20 protein-coding genes are annotated in these 17,947 nt (G+C 54.4%); 12 read left to right on the top strand and 8 right to left on the bottom strand.

Features of this window, described 5'->3' with window-relative positions:
* The first annotated feature begins 195 nt into the window (after positions 1–195).
* The 6 genes from JAO79_RS16015 (at position 196) to JAO79_RS15990 (ending at position 5,192) form a co-directional block, all read left to right on the top strand.
* Positions 196–624: an SRPBCC family protein gene (locus JAO79_RS16015; protein ID WP_199008236.1), complete on the top strand. Its 429-nt coding sequence runs from the start codon at positions 196–198 to the stop codon at positions 622–624.
* A gap of 69 nt (positions 625–693) precedes the next feature.
* Positions 694–1,419, top strand: a complete 726-nt coding sequence (locus JAO79_RS16010) for a YebC/PmpR family DNA-binding transcriptional regulator (RefSeq protein WP_199008235.1) — start codon at positions 694–696, stop codon at positions 1,417–1,419.
* A gap of 56 nt (positions 1,420–1,475) precedes the next feature.
* Positions 1,476–2,201, top strand: a complete 726-nt coding sequence (locus JAO79_RS16005) for a glutamine amidotransferase (RefSeq protein WP_199008234.1) — start codon at positions 1,476–1,478, stop codon at positions 2,199–2,201.
* A 40-nt stretch (positions 2,202–2,241) separates the two neighbouring features.
* A complete protein-coding gene (locus JAO79_RS16000; RefSeq protein WP_199008233.1) occupies positions 2,242–3,687 on the top strand; it encodes a phospholipase D family protein in 1,446 nt (481 codons plus the stop codon).
* A 96-nt stretch (positions 3,688–3,783) separates the two neighbouring features.
* Entirely contained in the window at positions 3,784–4,185 is a 402-nt protein-coding gene (locus tag JAO79_RS15995; RefSeq protein WP_199008232.1) for a PA2779 family protein, read from the top strand.
* A 149-nt stretch (positions 4,186–4,334) separates the two neighbouring features.
* Entirely contained in the window at positions 4,335–5,192 is an 858-nt protein-coding gene (locus JAO79_RS15990) for a PA2778 family cysteine peptidase (RefSeq protein ID WP_320158973.1), read from the top strand.
* A gap of 10 nt (positions 5,193–5,202) precedes the next feature.
* On the opposite strand, the gene JAO79_RS15985 is transcribed toward JAO79_RS15990, so the two are convergent.
* Positions 5,203–5,742: a class I SAM-dependent methyltransferase gene (locus JAO79_RS15985; RefSeq protein ID WP_199008239.1), complete on the bottom strand. Its 540-nt coding sequence runs from the start codon at positions 5,740–5,742 to the stop codon at positions 5,203–5,205.
* A gap of 313 nt (positions 5,743–6,055) precedes the next feature.
* Between JAO79_RS15985 and JAO79_RS15980 the strand changes: the two genes are divergently transcribed.
* The 3 genes from JAO79_RS15980 (at position 6,056) to JAO79_RS15970 (ending at position 10,090) form a co-directional block, all read left to right on the top strand.
* Positions 6,056–7,081, top strand: a complete 1,026-nt coding sequence (locus JAO79_RS15980; protein ID WP_199008231.1) for an AraC family transcriptional regulator — start codon at positions 6,056–6,058, stop codon at positions 7,079–7,081.
* Positions 7,082–7,324: 243 nt separating this feature from the next.
* Positions 7,325–9,145, top strand: a complete 1,821-nt coding sequence (locus JAO79_RS15975; protein ID WP_199008230.1) for a choice-of-anchor D domain-containing protein — start codon at positions 7,325–7,327, stop codon at positions 9,143–9,145.
* A 99-nt stretch (positions 9,146–9,244) separates the two neighbouring features.
* On the top strand, positions 9,245–10,090 hold the full coding sequence (locus JAO79_RS15970; RefSeq protein ID WP_199008229.1) for a DUF6160 family protein: 846 nt from the start codon (positions 9,245–9,247) through the stop codon (positions 10,088–10,090).
* 36 nt (positions 10,091–10,126) lie between these two features.
* Here JAO79_RS15970 and thpR read toward each other — a convergent pair whose 3' ends face one another.
* A complete protein-coding gene (gene thpR / locus JAO79_RS15965; protein ID WP_227664748.1) occupies positions 10,127–10,744 on the bottom strand; it encodes an RNA 2',3'-cyclic phosphodiesterase in 618 nt (205 codons plus the stop codon).
* 39 nt (positions 10,745–10,783) lie between these two features.
* Between thpR and JAO79_RS15960 the strand changes: the two genes are divergently transcribed.
* On the top strand, positions 10,784–11,839 hold the full coding sequence (locus JAO79_RS15960) for an alpha/beta hydrolase (RefSeq protein WP_199008228.1): 1,056 nt from the start codon (positions 10,784–10,786) through the stop codon (positions 11,837–11,839).
* A 25-nt stretch (positions 11,840–11,864) separates the two neighbouring features.
* Here JAO79_RS15960 and JAO79_RS15955 read toward each other — a convergent pair whose 3' ends face one another.
* From JAO79_RS15955 to JAO79_RS15935, 5 genes are all read right to left on the bottom strand, one after another.
* Positions 11,865–12,350 (bottom strand): DUF4442 domain-containing protein, encoded by a 486-nt coding sequence (locus JAO79_RS15955; protein WP_199008227.1) that lies wholly within the window; start codon positions 12,348–12,350, stop codon positions 11,865–11,867.
* Between the two features lie 101 nt (positions 12,351–12,451).
* Positions 12,452–13,060 carry a LysE/ArgO family amino acid transporter gene (locus tag JAO79_RS15950; protein WP_199008226.1) on the bottom strand — a complete coding sequence of 203 codons (609 nt, stop codon included), beginning with the start codon at positions 13,058–13,060 and terminating at the stop codon, positions 12,452–12,454.
* A 35-nt stretch (positions 13,061–13,095) separates the two neighbouring features.
* A complete protein-coding gene (locus tag JAO79_RS15945) occupies positions 13,096–13,680 on the bottom strand; it encodes a CPBP family intramembrane glutamic endopeptidase (protein ID WP_199008225.1) in 585 nt (194 codons plus the stop codon).
* A 3-nt stretch (positions 13,681–13,683) separates the two neighbouring features.
* Entirely contained in the window at positions 13,684–14,538 is an 855-nt protein-coding gene (locus tag JAO79_RS15940) for a crotonase/enoyl-CoA hydratase family protein (protein ID WP_199008224.1), read from the bottom strand.
* A 140-nt stretch (positions 14,539–14,678) separates the two neighbouring features.
* Positions 14,679–14,996, bottom strand: a complete 318-nt coding sequence (locus JAO79_RS15935; protein WP_199008223.1) for an antibiotic biosynthesis monooxygenase family protein — start codon at positions 14,994–14,996, stop codon at positions 14,679–14,681.
* Positions 14,997–15,084: 88 nt separating this feature from the next.
* Here JAO79_RS15935 and JAO79_RS15930 point away from each other — a divergent pair, with 88 nt between their 5' ends.
* Positions 15,085–15,504 (top strand): universal stress protein, encoded by a 420-nt coding sequence (locus JAO79_RS15930; RefSeq protein ID WP_199008222.1) that lies wholly within the window; start codon positions 15,085–15,087, stop codon positions 15,502–15,504.
* Between the two features lies 1 nt (position 15,505).
* On the opposite strand, the gene JAO79_RS15925 is transcribed toward JAO79_RS15930, so the two are convergent.
* A complete protein-coding gene (locus JAO79_RS15925) occupies positions 15,506–15,733 on the bottom strand; it encodes a hypothetical protein (protein WP_199008221.1) in 228 nt (75 codons plus the stop codon).
* 24 nt (positions 15,734–15,757) lie between these two features.
* On the opposite strand from JAO79_RS15925, the gene JAO79_RS15920 reads away from it, so the two are divergent.
* Positions 15,758–17,944, top strand: a complete 2,187-nt coding sequence (locus JAO79_RS15920; RefSeq protein ID WP_199008220.1) for an OsmC domain/YcaO domain-containing protein — start codon at positions 15,758–15,760, stop codon at positions 17,942–17,944.
* The last annotated feature ends 3 nt before the right edge of the window (positions 17,945–17,947 follow it).

The following is a 17,947-nucleotide window of genomic DNA, read 5'->3' as shown; positions in this document are numbered from 1 at the left end:
GAACTGCAATCCGCTTGCCTGGGGCATAACTTCAGTCCCTGAAGTGTGTGATTTTGATCCTGCTCGTCCTGAGCACGTTGGATTATAACGAGAGTGCCCCTCAAGACCAACCGCGCGATCGGCCCACCGGGCACCTTTTGTTAAACACTGTGAACCGTTACTCTTGGGCCAACATCAAAGAACAAGAGAAGCAAAATGGCTGTTTACACAATAGAGATCGATGAAACCTTTAACGTGCCGCGCAAGAAAGTGTTTGCGCTGTTTGCAGACCACCACCGCTTTGGGAAAATGATCGGTGCTCCGGTTAAACGTATCAAAGACAGCGACCAAGCCGACCCAAACGGCGCAGGGTCGGTCCGTAAAGTTGGAGTGGGACCTTTAAGTCTGGAAGAAACCGTCCTCGAATTTGAACCCTACTCACTGATCGAGTACACCATCACCAGTGCCGGCCCGATCAAAAATCACTTAGGCCGCATTCACTTCGACGACACCAGCGACGGTAAAACACGCCTTCGGTACACCATCAGCTTCGAAGATATTGTTCCTTTTTCCGGCAAACTGATTCGTTCCTCATTGGAGCTCGGGCTGCGACGTGGCATCCGACGAGTTCCCGAACTGGCGTAACAATGCTGTTGTATTGTCGTCAGGTTCAGTAAAATCACGCTCTTTATAGCAAGCAAGGGGCACAGAAATATGGGCAGAGCCTATCAGAATCGCAAAGAGTCCATGGCCAAAACGGCTGCGGCAAAAACCAAGGTTTATAGCAAATACGGTCGGGAAATCTACATGTCGGCCAAGTCTGGCGGCGTTGATCCTCAGGCCAACCTGTCTCTACGAGGCCTGATTGAACGCGCGAAGAAAGATCAGGTTCCCACCCACGTTATCGAAAAAGCCATTGATAAAGCCAAAGGTGGCGCGGGCGAAGATTACTCCACCGCGCGTTACGAAGGTTATGGCCCGGGCAACTGCATGGTTATCGTTGACTGCCTGACCGATAACCCGAACCGTACCTTCGGTGATGTTCGTCTGGCCTTCACCAAAACCAAATGCAAAATCGGCACCCCTGGCGCTGTTGCTCATATGTTCGACCACTGCGCCATCTTTGTATTCAAAGGTCAGGACGAAGAAGCTGTTCTTGAAGCCTTGATGGAAGCCGATGTGGATGTTGCCGACATCGAAAATGAAAACGACACCATCACCGTATTCACCCCGAACACCGAATACGCCAAAGCCAAGCAAGCCTTGGAAGATGCCTTCGAAGGCATTGAGTTCGATGTAGACGAAATCCAGTTCTTGCCAAAAACCACCACGCCGGTGGAAGGCGACGACATCCCGATGTTCGAGAAGTTTATGGACATGCTGAACGATCTCGACGATGTTCAGAACGTTTTCCATAACGCAGAATTGCCGCAGGAATAATCGGCGCAACGCTTCAGTATCCGATGAGGTGCAGTATGGCTGGTACGGTTGAGGGTATGAAACCTCGTGTCGTGATTCTTAAAACAGGCACAACCTACCCTCAAATCAAAGATCAGTTTGGGGATTTTGATGACTGGTTTGTGAGCAAACTGTCCAGCCAACTGGCCCTTACCATCGCAGATGTTACGCAGGCGCCCCCTCCCGGCCAGCCCGGGGATTGGCACGGGGTGGTGATCACTGGTTCTCCAGCCATGGTGAGCGACCGTGAGCCTTGGAGCGAGCAAGCCGCAGATTGGGTAAAAAATGCCGTACAGGCAAACATCCCGACCTTCGGTGTGTGCTACGGCCACCAGCTACTCGCCCACGCTCTGGGCGGCAAGGTCGGCTACCACCCGAAGGGACGTGAAACCGGCACTCACAGCGTTACTCTGTTCAAAAACGCTCAGGCTGACCCCCTCTTTCGACATCTGCCGCAACAATTTTTTGCGCAATTAACCCATAAGCAGTCGGTTCTGGAACTTCCTCCCGGAGCAGTGTTGCTCAGTGCAACGGAATTCGAGCCACATCAAGCCTTTCGGGTAGGAAAAAATGCCTGGGGCGTTCAGTTCCACCCCGAATTTTCGGATGACGTGATGCGAAGCTATCTGAAGGTTCAGCAACCGGAACTGGAAAAAGAAGGGCTGGAAACACAGTCACTTCTGAACCTTGTAAAACCTGCGCCCCATGCCACCCAACTGCTGGAACTCTTCTCCGAATGGGTGATCAATCAGCAACGCGAGTAAGGGGCTCCTGCCCGGGCCAATTCGAGGGATCGAAATAAATATGACGATGAAGTTAGTAGCCAGCCTCTTATTGTTTGCATTCATCGGCATGGGGGTGTGGCATTCTTACAAACCCCTTCCCGAAGGCATCCGATTTACAGGAAATCCGGCCCCGCTCATGTCCCCTCGCCTGTTAACCGATACCACTCGGCACTTTCCAAGCGGCGAAACAAAACTGGACCACGAAATCTTTGACGAGGCTCTGGGGCTGATTGCTCAAGCCGAACATTTCATCCTGATTGATATGTTCCTTTATAACAGCACAGGCTCGGAAGACTCGGAACTGCGCCCTCTCGCCCAGCAACTGACGGACGCGCTGATCGAAAAAAAGCATGCCACCCCAGACATCGACATCGTGGTGATTTCGGACCCTCTAAACACCTTCTATGGCGGAAACCGCTCCCCGGAATTTGACGCGCTTAAAGAAGCCGGCATTGAAGTCATTATCACCAGACTCGAGCCACTTCGGGATAGCAATCCGACCTGGTCAGCCCTCTGGCGAGTGTGCTGCCAATGGCTCGGGAACAACCCTGACGGCGGCTGGCTGCCAAACGCGCTCGGCAACGAGAAAACCACGCTGCGCAGCTATCTTGCGCTACCGAATTTCAAAGCCAACCATCGTAAGATTTTGGTCGCGGACGCAGGTGATCAGTTCAGTGCGCTGGTTTCCTCGGCCAATCCCCACGATGGCAGTAGCCGACACAGCAACATCGGGCTAACGTTCAGCGGCCCCGCAGTAAAAGACGTCATTGAAAGCGAGCGAGCAGTCGCTCACATGTCCGGTGCCAGCACACAAACGCTTGACCGTTGGCTGAATGAATTAGCGACTACTCCTCAGGCGCAGCCAGAAAAAGAAGGAATCATAAAAGTACTCACCGAGTCCGCCATTCGCGATCAGGCATTGGATATGATCAAGCGCAGCCGCCAAGGTGAAGCCATCGACATCGCCATGTTCTATTTCTCGCACCGGCCGATCATCGAGGCACTGAAAGCTGCACAACAACGCGGTGTGCGCCTCCGTCTGCTGCTGGATGCTAACAAAGACGCCTTCGGGCATGAAAAGAATGGCATACCGAATCGCCCCGTTGGCCACGAACTTTACCAGGCCGGCATTCCCGTGAGGTGGTGCAACACACAAGGCGAGCAATGCCACAGCAAGTTACTCATATACTCGCCCGGGCAAGGAAGCCAGGAATTGCTGCTGGGTTCCGCCAACTTCACCCGACGAAATCTGGACGACCTCAACCTTGAATCCAATGTCTGGCTGAAAACAGCCAACGACCACCCTGTGGCCACAAAAGCCGCAGCGTTCTTTGATGAACAATGGCAACGCGAGCACCCAAGCCACTTACCACTCAGCTTGCCCTATGCCGAATGGGCAGACGATTCCCGCCTGAAATACTGGCAATACCGCTTTATGGAAGCCACCGGCCTTTCGACTTTCTGATAATCAATGAAACATCCATGACAGTTTTGTATGTTGAACGAAAGGTTCAGGCGTTCTAGGGTTAAGTTAACTCAACAAACGAGAAAGGAGTCTGCAATGATCGGCATTCGACGCTATGCCAAGCAGTTTTCGCTTGTGATGGCCATTCTGATGGCATTTGCCACGACATTTTCGGTTTCCGCCCATGCGGGCATGGTGGGAACGGGTGAGTTGATCCAGCAACAACAGGTCAATCTGGATCGTCAGCAACTACTGGACATGCTGGAGCAGCAAGACGTTAAAGACAAGCTTGCCGAACTGGGTGTCAGCGAAGATCAGGTGGCGGAGCGCATCCAGAATCTGACCCCCGCCGAATTGGCCGATTTTGAACAGCAATTGGCCGAGGCTCCCACCGGCGAAGGCGTGGTCGGGATCATCGTACTCTTCCTGTTGGTGTTCATTATCACCGACATGCTGTGTGCAACTAACCTGTTCTCTTTTATCAATTGCATTCGCTAATCCCCACCACTTATCAAGCAATCATCTCGCGATGCAGCAGACCGGCAGCCCTACTGGGGCTGCTTCTGCTGGCCGGTTGTTCAACCGTTCCGCCTTGGCCCGAACCGCCCACAACCAACCAAACGGACCTTCACAGTCAGCAACTGTTGGTGGATGTTCCGTTTTATTCTCAGGAGAAGTACCAGTGCGGCCCGGCGTCTTTGGCCACCATGCTGAACAGCCAGGGGCTCAATACAGACCCCGAAATTCTCAAGGAATTGGTCTACCTCCCCGGCCGGGAAGGCTCTTTGCAGGTCGAAATGGTGGCCGGCGCACGCTCACACAACATGGTGGTTTACCCACTAAAGCCCGACATCGAAGCGCTACTTACCGAAGTGTCAGCGGGGAATCCTGTTCTGGTCATGCAAAACCTCGGATTCAGCTGGTGGCCACAATGGCACTTTGCGGTGGTTGTCGGTTACGACCATCCGAACAAAACCCTGATTCTCAATACCGATACCCGCAAGCATAACCGGCAACCTTACAAAGTGTTCCACAACACCTGGGACCGGGCTGACCGCTGGGCAAGAGTGATTCTGCCGCCGGATCAATTGCCGGCAACGGCAGAGCTTCTTACCTGGCTGCGGGCAGCCCATGATTTGGAAACCACTGGCCACACATTGGCAGCCGAAACCGCCTACCGCACCGCCGAGCGCCGTTGGATAAACGAGCCGGCTCCGCTTTTGGCCTTGGGCAATCTGGCCTACAGCCAAAAACGTTTCAAGGCCGCCGCCGACCATCTGCACCGCGCAACCGAGCGGTTTCCCCGGTTCGCTGAAGGCTGGAACAATCTGGCTTACGCGCTTTCAGCCGCAGGTTGCACAGAACAATCGAATCAGGCCATGGCCTGCGCAGCTAATCTGGCGACTGAGCGCTTTCAGGTAGAAGACCTCCAATCAGACACCCCATCACCAGTGAACGGCTTCACGTGCCCGAAACTGCCGGCCTGCCCGGTCAAGAACAACTAGTCAAACAGGATCAAACGGGCTTATGCAGAAGCACAACATCTTTTGCAGGAATCTCCAATCGCCAGCCAAAATGCGAGGCTAACCATTCAAAGGTCTGTTCCCGATAAAACACCACGTGGGTCGGATCCCGCCGATAGTGCCAGTTGTCAAAACGGTCATCGTCAGTCTGGAAACACGTCATCAGGCCAAGCACACCACCAGGCTTCAACAACCGATCAAACTGGGCAAACACCTCGGCCGGATGGAACAGGTGCTCCACCACTTCAGTGCAGGTAACGAAATCGTAGCGGGTCTCCAGCGCACGCTGCTCGGGATAGAAAAACAGATCATAGAGCGCCACCGAGTAGCCGGCTTCTTCAAACATCCTTGCCAGCGCCGGCCCCGGGCCACAACCAAAGTCCAAACCAGCCGCACCCTGTGGTAAGGCAGCCATCATGGGCTCTGCCAGTTTCGACAAGAAGCGCCGGTAACCAGAATCTTCTGGATCGTTGTCATGCAACTGATACACCGCGCGTTCTTCATCCGGCGACAACCGGCACTCGGGTGCCATGACCGTCGCGCTGCAGGTGCGACAACGCAGATAGCGTTTTTGCGCTATCTCTCGAAACGGAACCAATTCAGTCTGCTGGCAAACCGGACAGGTAACGGTGGTTTTATTCACCCAAACACCTCAATGACTGAAGACATTCAACTCTTCCACGTTTCCGAAATTTCCTTTTGTCATATTCGGCCATGCCGCCAGATTGTGACTTGTCACCACAATGCTTCGCGAAACAGCTGCCTATACTGGCGAAAAAAACAGCCCCCGAAGGCTGGATAATAACAAGCGCTGTTCAATGACGAATACCCTAAGAGACACTCATATGGATATGTCGACGCCCCTTGCATTAGAGGTGCCGATCATTTCGGCACGTTATGCACGCCGTTTTGTTCAGTTTATGGAAAAGCGCGGCGTAAAACGCCATACCATTCTGACCAAAACCGGCATCACTGACGAATTGCTCAATAACCCAGACGCCAGCTTGTCCATGACACAAGTGCTAGAGCTTCTGCGCCAGGCCGATTGGCTGATGGCCGATGAACGAGCCGCCTTTGAATTCGGAAAACAACTGGATTTGCCGTGCCACGGGCTGCTGGGATTCGCCATGCTGGAGCAAGAAAACCCCAGACGCCTGGTCAGTATGATCGTCCAGTATCTGCGGGTCGGTCTTCCGCTGATGGACATGGAACTGGCTTCAACAGGATCAACCTTTCGCTTGAAGCTGATCGATACCTGGGGCGTAGGCGACCTGAAAGCCTGCCTGACCAAAATCTACATGGGCAGCATTTATCGCGTCTCCTGCCAGGTATGCAGCCATTTTACCTTCCGCTTTGATTTTCCCAGTAACCTGTCTCAAGACAACTGGACGTTACTTGCACCCAACTGCGAGTTTGTCTTTAACGCCGACATCAATGAAGTTACGATCCCTTTAAAAGGGACGCCGGCCAGGAAAGACGACGCCAGCCTTGAATTTTTGGTGGCGCGAACCCGCCATTCCCTGACTCAGAAACGGCTGGAATCAGACGAAACGGTGCAACAGGTCCGTGAACTGATCATGAGCCAACCCGGCCGCCCCTGCACAACACAGAACCTTGCCCGCCGTCTCGATATGAGTCCGCGCACACTCCGCCAGCACCTTGCGAACGCCGGCACATCCTTCCGGGAGCTGCGGAACGAAATTCGAGAAAGCTTCGCCACTCTTTATCTAAAAGACACAAACGTTTCGCTCGAATCGATCTCCGAAAAGCTGGGCTTCAGCGATCAGGCTGGTTTCACCAAAGCGTACCGGTCCTGGTCTGGGAAAACGCCAGGAGATGTCCGCCGGCAAGCCAGAAACAAAAAAAGGTAAGCACGCCCAATCCCCACCATGATGTCGTTCACGATTTAAACAAATAACCGCCCTGCTCTCCGCTTTAGACAAAAACGGTGCCGCCACTCGCAATGACGGCACCGGCCCCGTCCCAGTCTAATAATCCTGCAATCGTGGGTGTGATGCCCATGACCAAGGGAATCAAGCAAGTCCGATCGAACGCCCGCATCGGTGATGTCTGCCCCTAATGACAACAATGAACGCAAGACAGAGGACGAATGAATGAAACTCAGTAACCTCAATACCAATGTGCGCAAGCTCGGCCCCGCCGTTGCCGCTGCTGCACTGATGGCTGGTGGTGCGAGCAACGCAGCCGCTGAACAAGTATCAACGGAACTCGCTTTTGAATGCCCGTTTCCGCTGATTGGCACGCAACCCATTCGCGCACAAATCAACGCTGACATTCCGGCCGTGGCATCGGTGGGCGACCCTACCCCCCAGTTCGAAGTTACAGCAATCACGGTTGTTAACGATGATGCCCGCACCGGCCTGAAACTGGTTGGCTCAGAAACTGTCGAAGGGATCGCAACCAGCACCAACAACGTCATCACAGCGGGCCGGACATTAGAACAAATTGTTACCCTGACCATTCCGCCTACAGCCATTCCAGCAGAAAGTGGCGAGTTCAACGTGCCTGCTTCCGGTGTGGCTCCCGAAATCCTGTTCACAACGGATGACATTGGCCAGGCCGAAATCCGCGTTGGCGCCCTTAAACTCGACCTGATCGCTCGCACCGCGAACGGCGATATTGCGCCCGCGCCCATCGGCGAGATCACCACCGATTGCGTGCAACTGCCTGATCAGAACAATCTTCTGCAAACCGTCACCGTTGCAGGTGAAGTTGTCGAAACTCCGCGCATCAGCGTCGATGCTCAAGAGCTGGCGTTTGGTTCCGTGCAGGCCGGCTTGAGCGCCCAACAGTCGGTTTCGATCCTCAGTACCGGAAGTGCCGCTCTGGGCATCAACAACATCACTATCAGCGGCCCCGACGCAGAGCTGTTCACCCAAACCAGCGATTGCGGCTCGTCACTGGCTCCGAATGCTTCCTGTAGCGTCAACGTTACCTTTGCTCCGAGCACCGACGGTACGCGAAACGCCACCCTCACCATCGAGTCTACCGACGCTGATAAGCCGAGCATCGAGGTTGCACTATCTGGCAAAGGCACGTTGGCCCCGACACCTGAAATTGCGGTTACTCCGGGCTCAATCGATCTGGGCCGTGTTCAGGTTGGCACCAGCAAATCACAGCAAGTCACGGTCGCCAACAACGGCAACGCCGCTTTGCAGATCGACAGCATCGCGTTGACGGGCACCAATGCCAGTGATTTTACTCAAACCAATAACTGCACCACTGTAGCGGCCGGAGCAAGCTGCGCGGTCGAAGTGGCCTACACCGCGGGCGCGGCAGGCGTAAGCACTGCTGCCCTGATTATCCGTTCCAGCGACACACAGAATGCAGAAGTGTCGGTACCTGTGACCGTTGAAGCATTCGAAGAACCGACCGGCGGCGCAGAACTCGAGCTACTGCTGGGCCTGGAAGGCTCCACCTTGATTGCCGCAACCGGTGGCAGCCTGCCACTGAACGGCACTATCGCCACGCTGCTTGACCTCGCTTCTGGCACGTTTGAAGCCGACACACAGGTAGACCCGACGTCTGGCAACTTCACCATCAAGGTGCTGTGGAGCAAGATGCATGCAGCAGCCAACGTCGAATTCGAACAAGCTGGCCTAACCACCGGCTCTCTGGTCGATGGCAAGCTGACCGCCAACTCCCCGCTTTACGTAAAAGTGCCCAAGGTGGCGATCAAACTCTTTGGCCTGCCGGTGCGCATCGGTGGTGGCGATCAGTGCCGCACCAGCACCCCGGTTGATATTCAGCTGACCAGCCCTGAAGGCTCTAACTTCTCGCCAGCAACCGGCGGCAACGTAACCGGTGTGTACGACCTGCCACCGCTGGAGAATTGTGGCCTGCTGACCAGCCTGCTGAACAAGTTCATGTCTGGCCCGGGTAACACCATCAACCTGAACCTGACTCCGCAATAAGTTCTGAAAGTTCCGGCCATGCCGGGAATCGGGCACAAACGGCAAAACCGTTTGTGCCCCACAAGCACGACAAAAAAATAAATAACAAGGGATACTGATATGAAAAGCCTGAAAAAAACCGCGTTGGTGCTGGCTGTCGCCGGGCTTCCGTTCGCCGCCCACGCTGACCTAAAGCCACTTGAAGACGCTCACATGAGCAATGTAACCGGCCAGGCCGGTGTCACAATTGAGCTGGAAACCAAACTCTCCATCGACGAGTTCATCTACACCGATGAAGGCTCCTTCTCCATTAAAGACATCAAGATCGGTGGTGCAAACCGTACCGACCTGTTTGAGGAAATCACCGATTTCCGCGACGTGCTGTTTGGCGGAGCTAACGATCTGATCGACAACATCAAGATCGATATCGACGTTGCTGCAGACGGCGATGCCATCATTAACATCTGGCCCATCACCGCCGCCCCGATCGATTTTGGCGTTAGTACCGGCAACTGGTCACTGCAAGGCGCCACCGATTCTACCCTGCTGGCAAGCAACTTCAGCATGGTGGGTGCGTTCACCAAGGTCGGCCTCCATATCGATACGGCGACCGACACACTTAACCTGAAAACACAGGTCGGCATTTCAGATCTGGATGTCGATGTTGATTTTCTGGCACTTGGCATCCGCGATTTGAAAATGACCGGCGCGGACTACATGGGCACCAAGCTTGATGGGTCAGCAGCGAATCCCAGCGTTTTGACTCTGGGTGCCAACATCGACATGGATATCTACAAATCCACTCGTTTGGCCGACCCCACTCAAGATGCATTGGCGATTGATCTGAACACCTTTGCGGCAGATATGTCGATTGGAGATGTTCTGGTTGGCGGAACCTCGATCGGCTCCGTAATGCTCGACAACCTGGTCGTTGAGAACACCACCATGCGGATTTACGGCCACTAAAACCCAGTCAGAGGGCTCGGCCGTCCCGAGCCCTCGTTACATCAAAGGGAAACGCTGCAAAACAGTGTATACCGAACCATTTGGTCCTTGGTTACTGTCATACAGCACAAATTCCGAAACGGACATAGTGCCGAATTCTTCCTCTCCGCGCGTCTCAATGAACTCCTTAACCGAGCCCGCGTCGCGCCCAAATCGGCTTAACGTAATGTGCGGCCGGAAATGACGATGCTCGACACTGCTACCCTCTGTTTGCAACTTATCCCGCAATTGCCGATGCAGATTAACCACCGGTGATTCCGGCGCCACGCCCGCCCAGAAAATCTTCGGTCGCTCTGGTGAGCCAAAACACCCCAACCCTCTGACCGTTAATTCAAATGATGACTCCACTACAGAGGTTGCCGCGTCAATCAAGCCGGGTACCGCATCATCTGCGACATTTCCCAAAAACACCAACGTCAGATGGAGCTGCTCATAACTCTGCCAACGCGCAGACCGCAACGGCGTTTGAATCTTCAGCAAGCGCTGTTTGATGTGTGGAGCAATCTCAACACCAAAAAACACCTTGGGCATACCCACCTCCCCCAGGCAGTTGAGCCAATGGCAATCTTCGTTCACTCTGAAATAGTTGCCATCATAACGACATAACGCCAGCATAATACGCACACTTAAACGTGGCACTCAAAAGGAACAACCATGCTTTGGATCTTGCTCGCCATCGTTGCACTGCTCATTGTTGCCACCTTTGTGCTGTTCCGGGTTCATGACCTGTCTCACCTGGACGGACACAAATGGGCAACCAACGAAGTTTCCCCACATCCCTCCCATGACGAAGTCATCTCGCGCATCAAAGAAATGGGGCGCGCGTCCAAAGGGCTGAAAGGCAAGGCCAGGCTCATGGCATTGCGCAAACATCTGGACAGTTTGGGGGAGGATGCCGTCATCGAGTCCGAGGTCCAGCCTTGTCTGCACCCGAAAGGAGAATGGGTGATTGCTCCCGGAGCAGACCCGAAACGGCGGGTACTCTACATTCATGGCGGCGCCTGGACAGCGGGCAGCCCAAAGAGCCACCGAGCGGTGACCAACCGGTTCTCCCGGCTCGCCAATGCTGCCGTCTTTGCCGTGGATTACCGTTTGATGCCCGAGCACCGCTTCATAGACGGCATTATCGATTGCCGGGAAGCGTATACCTGGCTACTGGACCATGGGCCCGAAGGAAAAGGGGAAGCCGAGTTTGTAGTCGTGGCCGGGGATTCTGCCGGCGGCAGTCACACGCTGTCACTTATCGCCTGGTTGCGGGACAACGGCATTCGCATGCCGGATGCGGCGATCGCCCTGTCGCCATCCACCGATCTGACACTGACCGCGCCAAGCAATCGCAACAACATTCAAACCGATTTGATGCTGGGTCCGGTGTTCGGCGGCTTGTCGAAAATCCCATTACCGGTGGTCTGGTGGGGCACGCTTGCAGCCTTCCGCTTGTCCCCGACCAATCCCGTGGCATCTCCGCTGCGTGGCAACCTTGCTAACTTGCCACCCACCCTGATTCACGCCAGCACCACGGAAATGCTGTTGGACAACGCAGCGCGATACGCCGCCAAAGCAAAAGCGGAGGGGTCGCCCGTGGAACTGCATACCTGGCAAAACATGGTGCACGTTTGGCACATGTTTACCCCTCTGTTACCGCAGGCCGAAGAAGCGTTTGAAGATATTGCCCAATTTCTGAAGCGGATAGAATCCGGGCCGGCCTGACAACCTGCAGCAACGTTCGCTCGGGTCAGCTCTTGGCCCGGGCTTTCTTCTTGCGGACGTATAGAACTTTCTTCACTTTGGCGACAATTTCACCAGATTCATCGACCACATCGAGGGTCCATTCAGGCAGGTATTTATCACCGCCTGCGGTGGCCTGGCGAATTTCTTCGAGTTTATCTTCGGTCAGTTCAAAATGCGCCGTCACACGGCCTTTGCCCGGCCGGACAAATTCAATGCTCGCCGCTTTGTCCCAAACCACATAATCATTGCCCAACTTGCGCATGAGCAGCAGCATGTACATAGGGTCAACCATGCTGTACAGCGAGCCACCAAAGTGGGTTCCCACATAGTTGGTGTTGTACCAACGCTGCTTCATTTCCACCGTGGCGGTGGAGAAATCGTCCGCAATATGGGTGGCCTTGATACCGGCCCCTAAATACGGCGCAAAGGTATTCATCACGTGGCGCATCGAGCTGGCACTGGCAAACCAGCGGCGAATTGTTGAATTCATAGGGTTCCTCGACAAATTGAGTAGCTAGCAAGCGTTCGCAAGCGCGCTATCTTCCTGCAAGATAATCGAAGACTCAACCTAATTTCATACAACCGTTTGAATTATTTCAGCCCGACGAGCGCCAGCTGCATGGCAATGGCAAGCATCATCAAACCGATCAAGCCATCAATAACACGCCAAACTTTCGGGCGAGACAAAATCGGTGCCATTGCGGAGCCGAACCAAGCCAGCCCACCAAACCACATTACAGAGGCACTGCTCGCGCCTATCAGAAACCCATGGGTACTCGACTGTTGGGCGCCCACCGCAGGGACCAACAGCAAAGTGTCCAGGTACACTTGTGGATTCAGCAGCGTCACTGCCAGCGTGGTTAACAATACGCCGTTCAAACTGCGCTCCGCTTGCTGCTTTGTGGTCAGCGCCTCTCGCCCCCAGCCAACTCGAATGAAGGCCTGAACCGCCAGCCAACCCAAAAACACCACACCCAACCAACGCAGAATCTCCAGCCCCTGCGGCATCGCGGTCAAGGCCGCTGAGACACCAAACATCCCCAGCGTAAACAGCACAATGTCCGCGATCATGCATACCCCGGCCGACCACCAATGATGCTCGCGGCGAATAGACTGGCTGAGTACGTAAGCATTCTGGGCACCGATAGCCACAATAAGGCCTCCACCCACAAACAAACCGGTCAAATAGCTTTCAAGCACGCGTAATTCCAAATTTCAGAAGGCAATGGAAGAGGTTATCGGCGAACGCCAAACCACGAAGGGTAATTCAACAGAAAATACAGAGCCAGGATATCGTAAATCGCATGCCAGACCATCACCATAGCCAGACTGCCACTGAGCTGATAGCCGGCCCCCAGGATCAACCCCAATCCGGTCGCCATGATGAAATACGTCAAAGAAACGTAGTGCACCAAACCAAACAACAGTGACGCCGCTATCACCGAGGTCCAGGGCCCGGTATTCTGCAATAACCAGCCCTGTACGGCACCTCGGAACAACAGCTCTTCCCCGACCCCGGCCAGCAATGACAACAACACAAGCGCCGGCCAGCGATAACTCGCTGCAAACTCATACAAAGCCTGCATCTGTTCACTCAGGTTATCCGGAAACAGCCAGGTGAGTTTCGTAAGCTGCAACAGCAGCAGGTAAGTGACCAAAGCCCCGGCCGCGCCGAAGCCGACCGCTTTAGCCAGGCTAAAGTCACCCCCCAATAGCGGGATATCAAACAACCAAATTGCTAAGGCTCCAACCACCCCAATACCGCCCTGAAACAACAGAGCCGTGACTGGAGAAATGGAGGAGCCTTGGCGCTGGGTCATAAATCAGTCGGAGAACAGATCCTTGATCGGAAACAGGTCGTCATAGGCCGGCGCTTGCTTCTGGGCTTTGGCCTGAAACGTTTTCATCATATCGGTCGGGCGGAACATACCCGCCTGCCAGGTAGCCATGTACTTCAGGCTGTCCTCGACACTGTGATCACGACTGAAATTCAGCATTTCCTTGCAACCGGTTACCGCCAGCGGCGAATTCGCAGCAATCTGGGCGGCGATGGCAAGCACGGCCTCAACCATTTCTTCCTGACTGTCGTATACATTGTTCACAAAACCAAGGCGCTGGGCTTCTTCTGCGCCAAACTTCCGGCCAGTGTAGGCCAGCTCGCGCACCACGCCTTCAGGCATCAGCTTCGGCAAGCGCTGCAGTGTGCCCACGTCTGCCGTCATACCTAGCTCAGTTTCTTTAATCGTGAAATAAGCATCTTTGGTGCAGTAGCGGCTGTCGGCAGCACACACCAAATCCAGCGCGCCACCAATGCAGCCACCGTGTACCGCTGCCAGCACAGGCAAACGCACTTTTTCCAAAGAGGTCAGCGTGTCTTGCAGCTGCAATACAACGCGGCGGAGGTTCTCTGCCATGCGGCCCGGATCACCGCTCATCGGCACAGATTTAGGGTCAGAAAAAACCGCCAGGTCCATGCCGGCAGAAAAATGCTTACCCGTGGAAGAAATCACGATTGCCCGGGCGTTGGTGTTGGCTTCAATATCCTGCACACAGCGAGGCAACTCCAACCAAAAGGCCTTATTCATGGAGTTCATAGCCTCTGGGCGACTGAACTGCACGTGCGCAACCTGGTCTTTGACTTCAATATTAAAGCTTTCGTAGTTGGCGAGTTCTGACACGGTGTAACCCCTCTAACGGATGTCCTTGGTTTTTCTTGTCACTGTCGGATTAACAGCTTGGAATTCGGTAGCACGCACATTACCTTGAAACTCGCTCCTAGGGAACGCCCAACCCCTCTCTCTGTTGCATCGAACACACTTCATTCCAGTCCGGGCGGCATCACTTCCCACTCAGGATCTTCAAACTCGCCCAAAGGGCGAATCTCGACAAAGGGCGCGGCGCTTTTGATGATTTCAAGAATTCTTGGATTTCGCTGAGCATCCATGGCGTCGCGGTCGGCCTTACTGTTCCAGCTGGCAATGGCCAGTAGTTTATTGGGCTCACCGATTTTCCGGTGCAAGGCGGTACCCCGGGCCCCGTGAGCCTGCTGAATCAGCTCGCTGGCACGCACCCAGGCGTCGGCATAGTCCTCAGCTGTGTAGCCCTCAAGAACGGTGACTTCAAAGATGTACTTCATTATCACTCCCTAAACTTGCAGACCATCGAGATCATGGTCCAGACTCACAAGATAAAGGTCAAATTTTGAACAACCGGAGACATGAGCCATGTACCAGAACATTCTCGTTCCTGTTGACCTCAGCCATTTGGATAAACTGGCGAAAACCCTCAACACCGCCATCGACATGGCCAAGCATTACCAGGCCATTCTTTGCTATGTTTCCGTCACAAACAGTACACCCGGAGCGGCGGCTCATAACCCAAAGGAGCTGGCCAGCAAGCTCAAGGCGTTTGCCGATGAACAGGGGGCCGCTCACGGCCTGCAAACCAATGCCATGGTTCTTGAATCGGTGGATACCGCTGTTGAGCTCGATGACAAGCTGCTTCAGGCAATTAAAGAGACAGGTGCCGACCTGGTGGTTATGGCCTCACACCCGCCAGGTGTCGGTGACGCTTTGCATCTGCTGCGATCTAACGCGGCCGAGATCGTCAAGCACAGTAAAATCTCGGTGTTTGTGGTGCGCTAAATTAACAACCATCGCCTTTCACGCCGAGCCGATCCAGATACAGGTGCAACTCCTGCTCGCTGATGTTCACGTATTCCAGCACACGGCCGTAAAGCATCACGGTGGGCACGTTGCGCCCGCCCAGTTCCTTTTGGGTTTCACTGAGGACGTAGAGTATCGTCCTCTCTGTTTTTGTGAGACCATCCCGCGCATCGGGGATAACCTCGTCTATTCCGCGTAAACTGCTCATATTACTGAATCCGGTAAGCTGCCCATGGAAATCAAAGTCAATTATCTCGACAACCTGAGGCTCGAGGCCAAATTCGACGACTTTACCGTCGTCTCAGACCAACCCGTTCGCTACAAAGGGGATGGTTCTGCGCCCGGCCCGTTTGATTACTTTCTGGCTTCATCAGCCATGTGTGCCGCTTACTTTGTAAAGGTTTACTGCAACGCCCGGGACATTCCTACCGACAACATCCGGTTGTCCCAGAACAATATTGTAGACCCGGAAAACCGCTACAAACAGATCTTCAAAATCCAGGTGGAGTTGCCGGAAGACATTTCCGACAAAGACCGTCAGGGCATTATCCGTTCCATCGACCGCTGCACCGTGAAAAAGGTGGTGCAAACGGGCCCTGACTTCCAGATTGAAGTGGTGGAAAACCTGGATGAAGACGCCCAGGCTCTGCTCAACGTGGGTGCCAGCGACAACACCAGCACTTACATCGAAGGTAAAGATCTGCCCCTTGAGCAGACCATTGCCAACATGACCGGGATCCTTGCAGATCTCGGCATGAAGATCGAGATCGCCTCCTGGCGCAACATCGTGCCCCACGTTTGGTCACTGCATGTTCGCGATACTGCCGCGCACATGTGCTTCACCAATGGCAAAGGGGCTACCAAAGAAGCGGCACTGGCATCCGCCTTGGGCGAGTTCATTGAGCGCCTGAACTGCAACTTCTTCTATAACGACCAGTACTTCGGTCAGGACGTTGCCAACAGTGAGTTTGTGCATTACCCGAACGAGAAGTGGTTCCAGCCCGGCCCCGAGGGCGAATTGCCTGAAGGCATTCTTGATGACTACTGCCTGGGCATCTACAACCCCGACGGCGAATTGCTGGGCACGCACCTGTTCGACACCAACTCAGGCACACCAGAACGTGGCATTTGCAGCATTCCCTACGTGCGTCAGTCCGATGGGGAAACCGTTTACTTCCCGTCTAACCTGATCGAGAACCTGTTCCTGAGCAACGGCATGAGCGCCGGTAACACGCTGCAGGAAGCGCAGGTTCAATGCTTGTCAGAAATCCTCGAACGCGCCGTCAAAAAAGAGATCATCGAGAACGAAATCGCACTGCCGGACGTGCCAGACGAGGTGCTGGCCAAATACCCGGATATCGTGGAAGGGCTGAATGCGCTGGAGGAGCAAGGTTTCCCGGTGCTCGTCAAAGACGCCTCACTGGGCGGGCAATTCCCGGTTATCTCGGTCACGGTGATGAACCCTAAAACCGGTGGCGTATTTGCCTGCTTTGGTGCCCACCCGAGTTTCCAGGTGGCACTGGAGCGCAGCCTCACCGAATTGATGCAGGGCCGCAGTTTTGAAGGTTTGAACGACCTACCCGCGCCTACGTTCAACACCATGGCGGTGACTGAGCCCAACAACTACGTAGAACACTTCATCGATTCCAGCGGTGTTGTGTCCTGGCGTTTCTTCAGCGCCAAATCCGACTACGACTTCGTCGAGTGGGATTTCTCTGGCACTAACGAAGAAGAAGCCAAGGCGCTGTTCGGCATTCTCTCGGACATGGGCAAAGAGTGCTACATGGCCGTCTTTGAGGACTTGGGCGCGCCGGTGTGCCGGATTCTGGTGCCCGGTTACTCCGAGGTATACCCGGTTGAAGATCTGGTGTGGGACAACACCAATATGGCGTTGGCCTTCCGTGAAGACATTCTCAACCTGCACCGTTTAGATGAAGAGCAACTGGCGGCACTGGTCGAGCGTTTGGAAGAAGCCGAGCTCGATGTCTACATGACGATCGTTACGCTGATCGGCATCGAGTTTGATGAGAACACCGTGTGGGGCCAGCTCACTATTCTGGAGCTGAAACTGCTGATCTATCTGGCGCTGGGTGAACTCGAAGAAGCACTGGAACTGGTCGAGATGTTCCGGCAGTTTAACGATAACACCGTCGAGCGTGGTCTTTTCTATCAGGCCATGCAGGCCTCTTTGGAAGCGACGCTGGACGAAGAGCTGGAGCTGGAAGATTACCTCTATAACTTCCGCCGCATGTTCGGCAATGAGGTTATGGATGCGGTTGTCGGTTCCATCGATGGGTCAGTGCGTTTTTACGGGTTGGACGAAACCAGCATGAAGCTCGAAGGGCTGGACCGACACCTGAAGATGATCGAGAGCTACAAGAAGCTGCACGCGGCAAGGGCCAAAGCCGCAGGCCTTTAACGT

The sequence above is a fragment of the Marinobacter litoralis genome (genome assembly GCF_016427555.1).
In the GTDB taxonomy this organism is placed as follows: domain Bacteria; phylum Pseudomonadota; class Gammaproteobacteria; order Pseudomonadales; family Oleiphilaceae; genus Marinobacter; species Marinobacter litoralis_A.
Note: the sequence above shows the minus strand (reverse complement) of the source record. Positions and strands in the feature narration are given on the sequence as shown.

What these genes read in the sequence shown, in the direction of transcription:
- JAO79_RS16005 (WP_199008234.1), top strand. Translation starts at nt 1,476, where the DNA reads ATGAAACCTCGTGTCGTGATTCTTAAAACAGGCACAACCTACCCTCAA.
- JAO79_RS16015 (WP_199008236.1), top strand. Translation starts at nt 196, where the DNA reads ATGGCTGTTTACACAATAGAGATCGATGAAACCTTTAACGTGCCGCGC.
- JAO79_RS15995 (WP_199008232.1), top strand. Translation starts at nt 3,784, where the DNA reads ATGATCGGCATTCGACGCTATGCCAAGCAGTTTTCGCTTGTGATGGCC.
- JAO79_RS15980 (WP_199008231.1), top strand. Translation starts at nt 6,056, where the DNA reads ATGGATATGTCGACGCCCCTTGCATTAGAGGTGCCGATCATTTCGGCA.
- JAO79_RS15925 (WP_199008221.1), bottom strand. Translation starts at nt 15,733, where the DNA reads ATGAGCAGTTTACGCGGAATAGACGAGGTTATCCCCGATGCGCGGGAT.
- JAO79_RS15970 (WP_199008229.1), top strand. Translation starts at nt 9,245, where the DNA reads ATGAAAAGCCTGAAAAAAACCGCGTTGGTGCTGGCTGTCGCCGGGCTT.
- JAO79_RS15935 (WP_199008223.1), bottom strand. Translation starts at nt 14,996, where the DNA reads ATGAAGTACATCTTTGAAGTCACCGTTCTTGAGGGCTACACAGCTGAG.
- JAO79_RS15960 (WP_199008228.1), top strand. Translation starts at nt 10,784, where the DNA reads ATGCTTTGGATCTTGCTCGCCATCGTTGCACTGCTCATTGTTGCCACC.
- JAO79_RS15975 (WP_199008230.1), top strand. Translation starts at nt 7,325, where the DNA reads ATGAAACTCAGTAACCTCAATACCAATGTGCGCAAGCTCGGCCCCGCC.
- JAO79_RS15945 (WP_199008225.1), bottom strand. Translation starts at nt 13,680, where the DNA reads ATGACCCAGCGCCAAGGCTCCTCCATTTCTCCAGTCACGGCTCTGTTG.
- JAO79_RS15930 (WP_199008222.1), top strand. Translation starts at nt 15,085, where the DNA reads ATGTACCAGAACATTCTCGTTCCTGTTGACCTCAGCCATTTGGATAAA.
- JAO79_RS16000 (WP_199008233.1), top strand. Translation starts at nt 2,242, where the DNA reads ATGACGATGAAGTTAGTAGCCAGCCTCTTATTGTTTGCATTCATCGGC.
- JAO79_RS15985 (WP_199008239.1), bottom strand. Translation starts at nt 5,742, where the DNA reads ATGGCACCCGAGTGCCGGTTGTCGCCGGATGAAGAACGCGCGGTGTAT.
- JAO79_RS15920 (WP_199008220.1), top strand. Translation starts at nt 15,758, where the DNA reads ATGGAAATCAAAGTCAATTATCTCGACAACCTGAGGCTCGAGGCCAAA.
- JAO79_RS15955 (WP_199008227.1), bottom strand. Translation starts at nt 12,350, where the DNA reads ATGAATTCAACAATTCGCCGCTGGTTTGCCAGTGCCAGCTCGATGCGC.
- JAO79_RS16010 (WP_199008235.1), top strand. Translation starts at nt 694, where the DNA reads ATGGGCAGAGCCTATCAGAATCGCAAAGAGTCCATGGCCAAAACGGCT.
- thpR (WP_227664748.1), bottom strand. Translation starts at nt 10,744, where the DNA reads ATGCTGGCGTTATGTCGTTATGATGGCAACTATTTCAGAGTGAACGAA.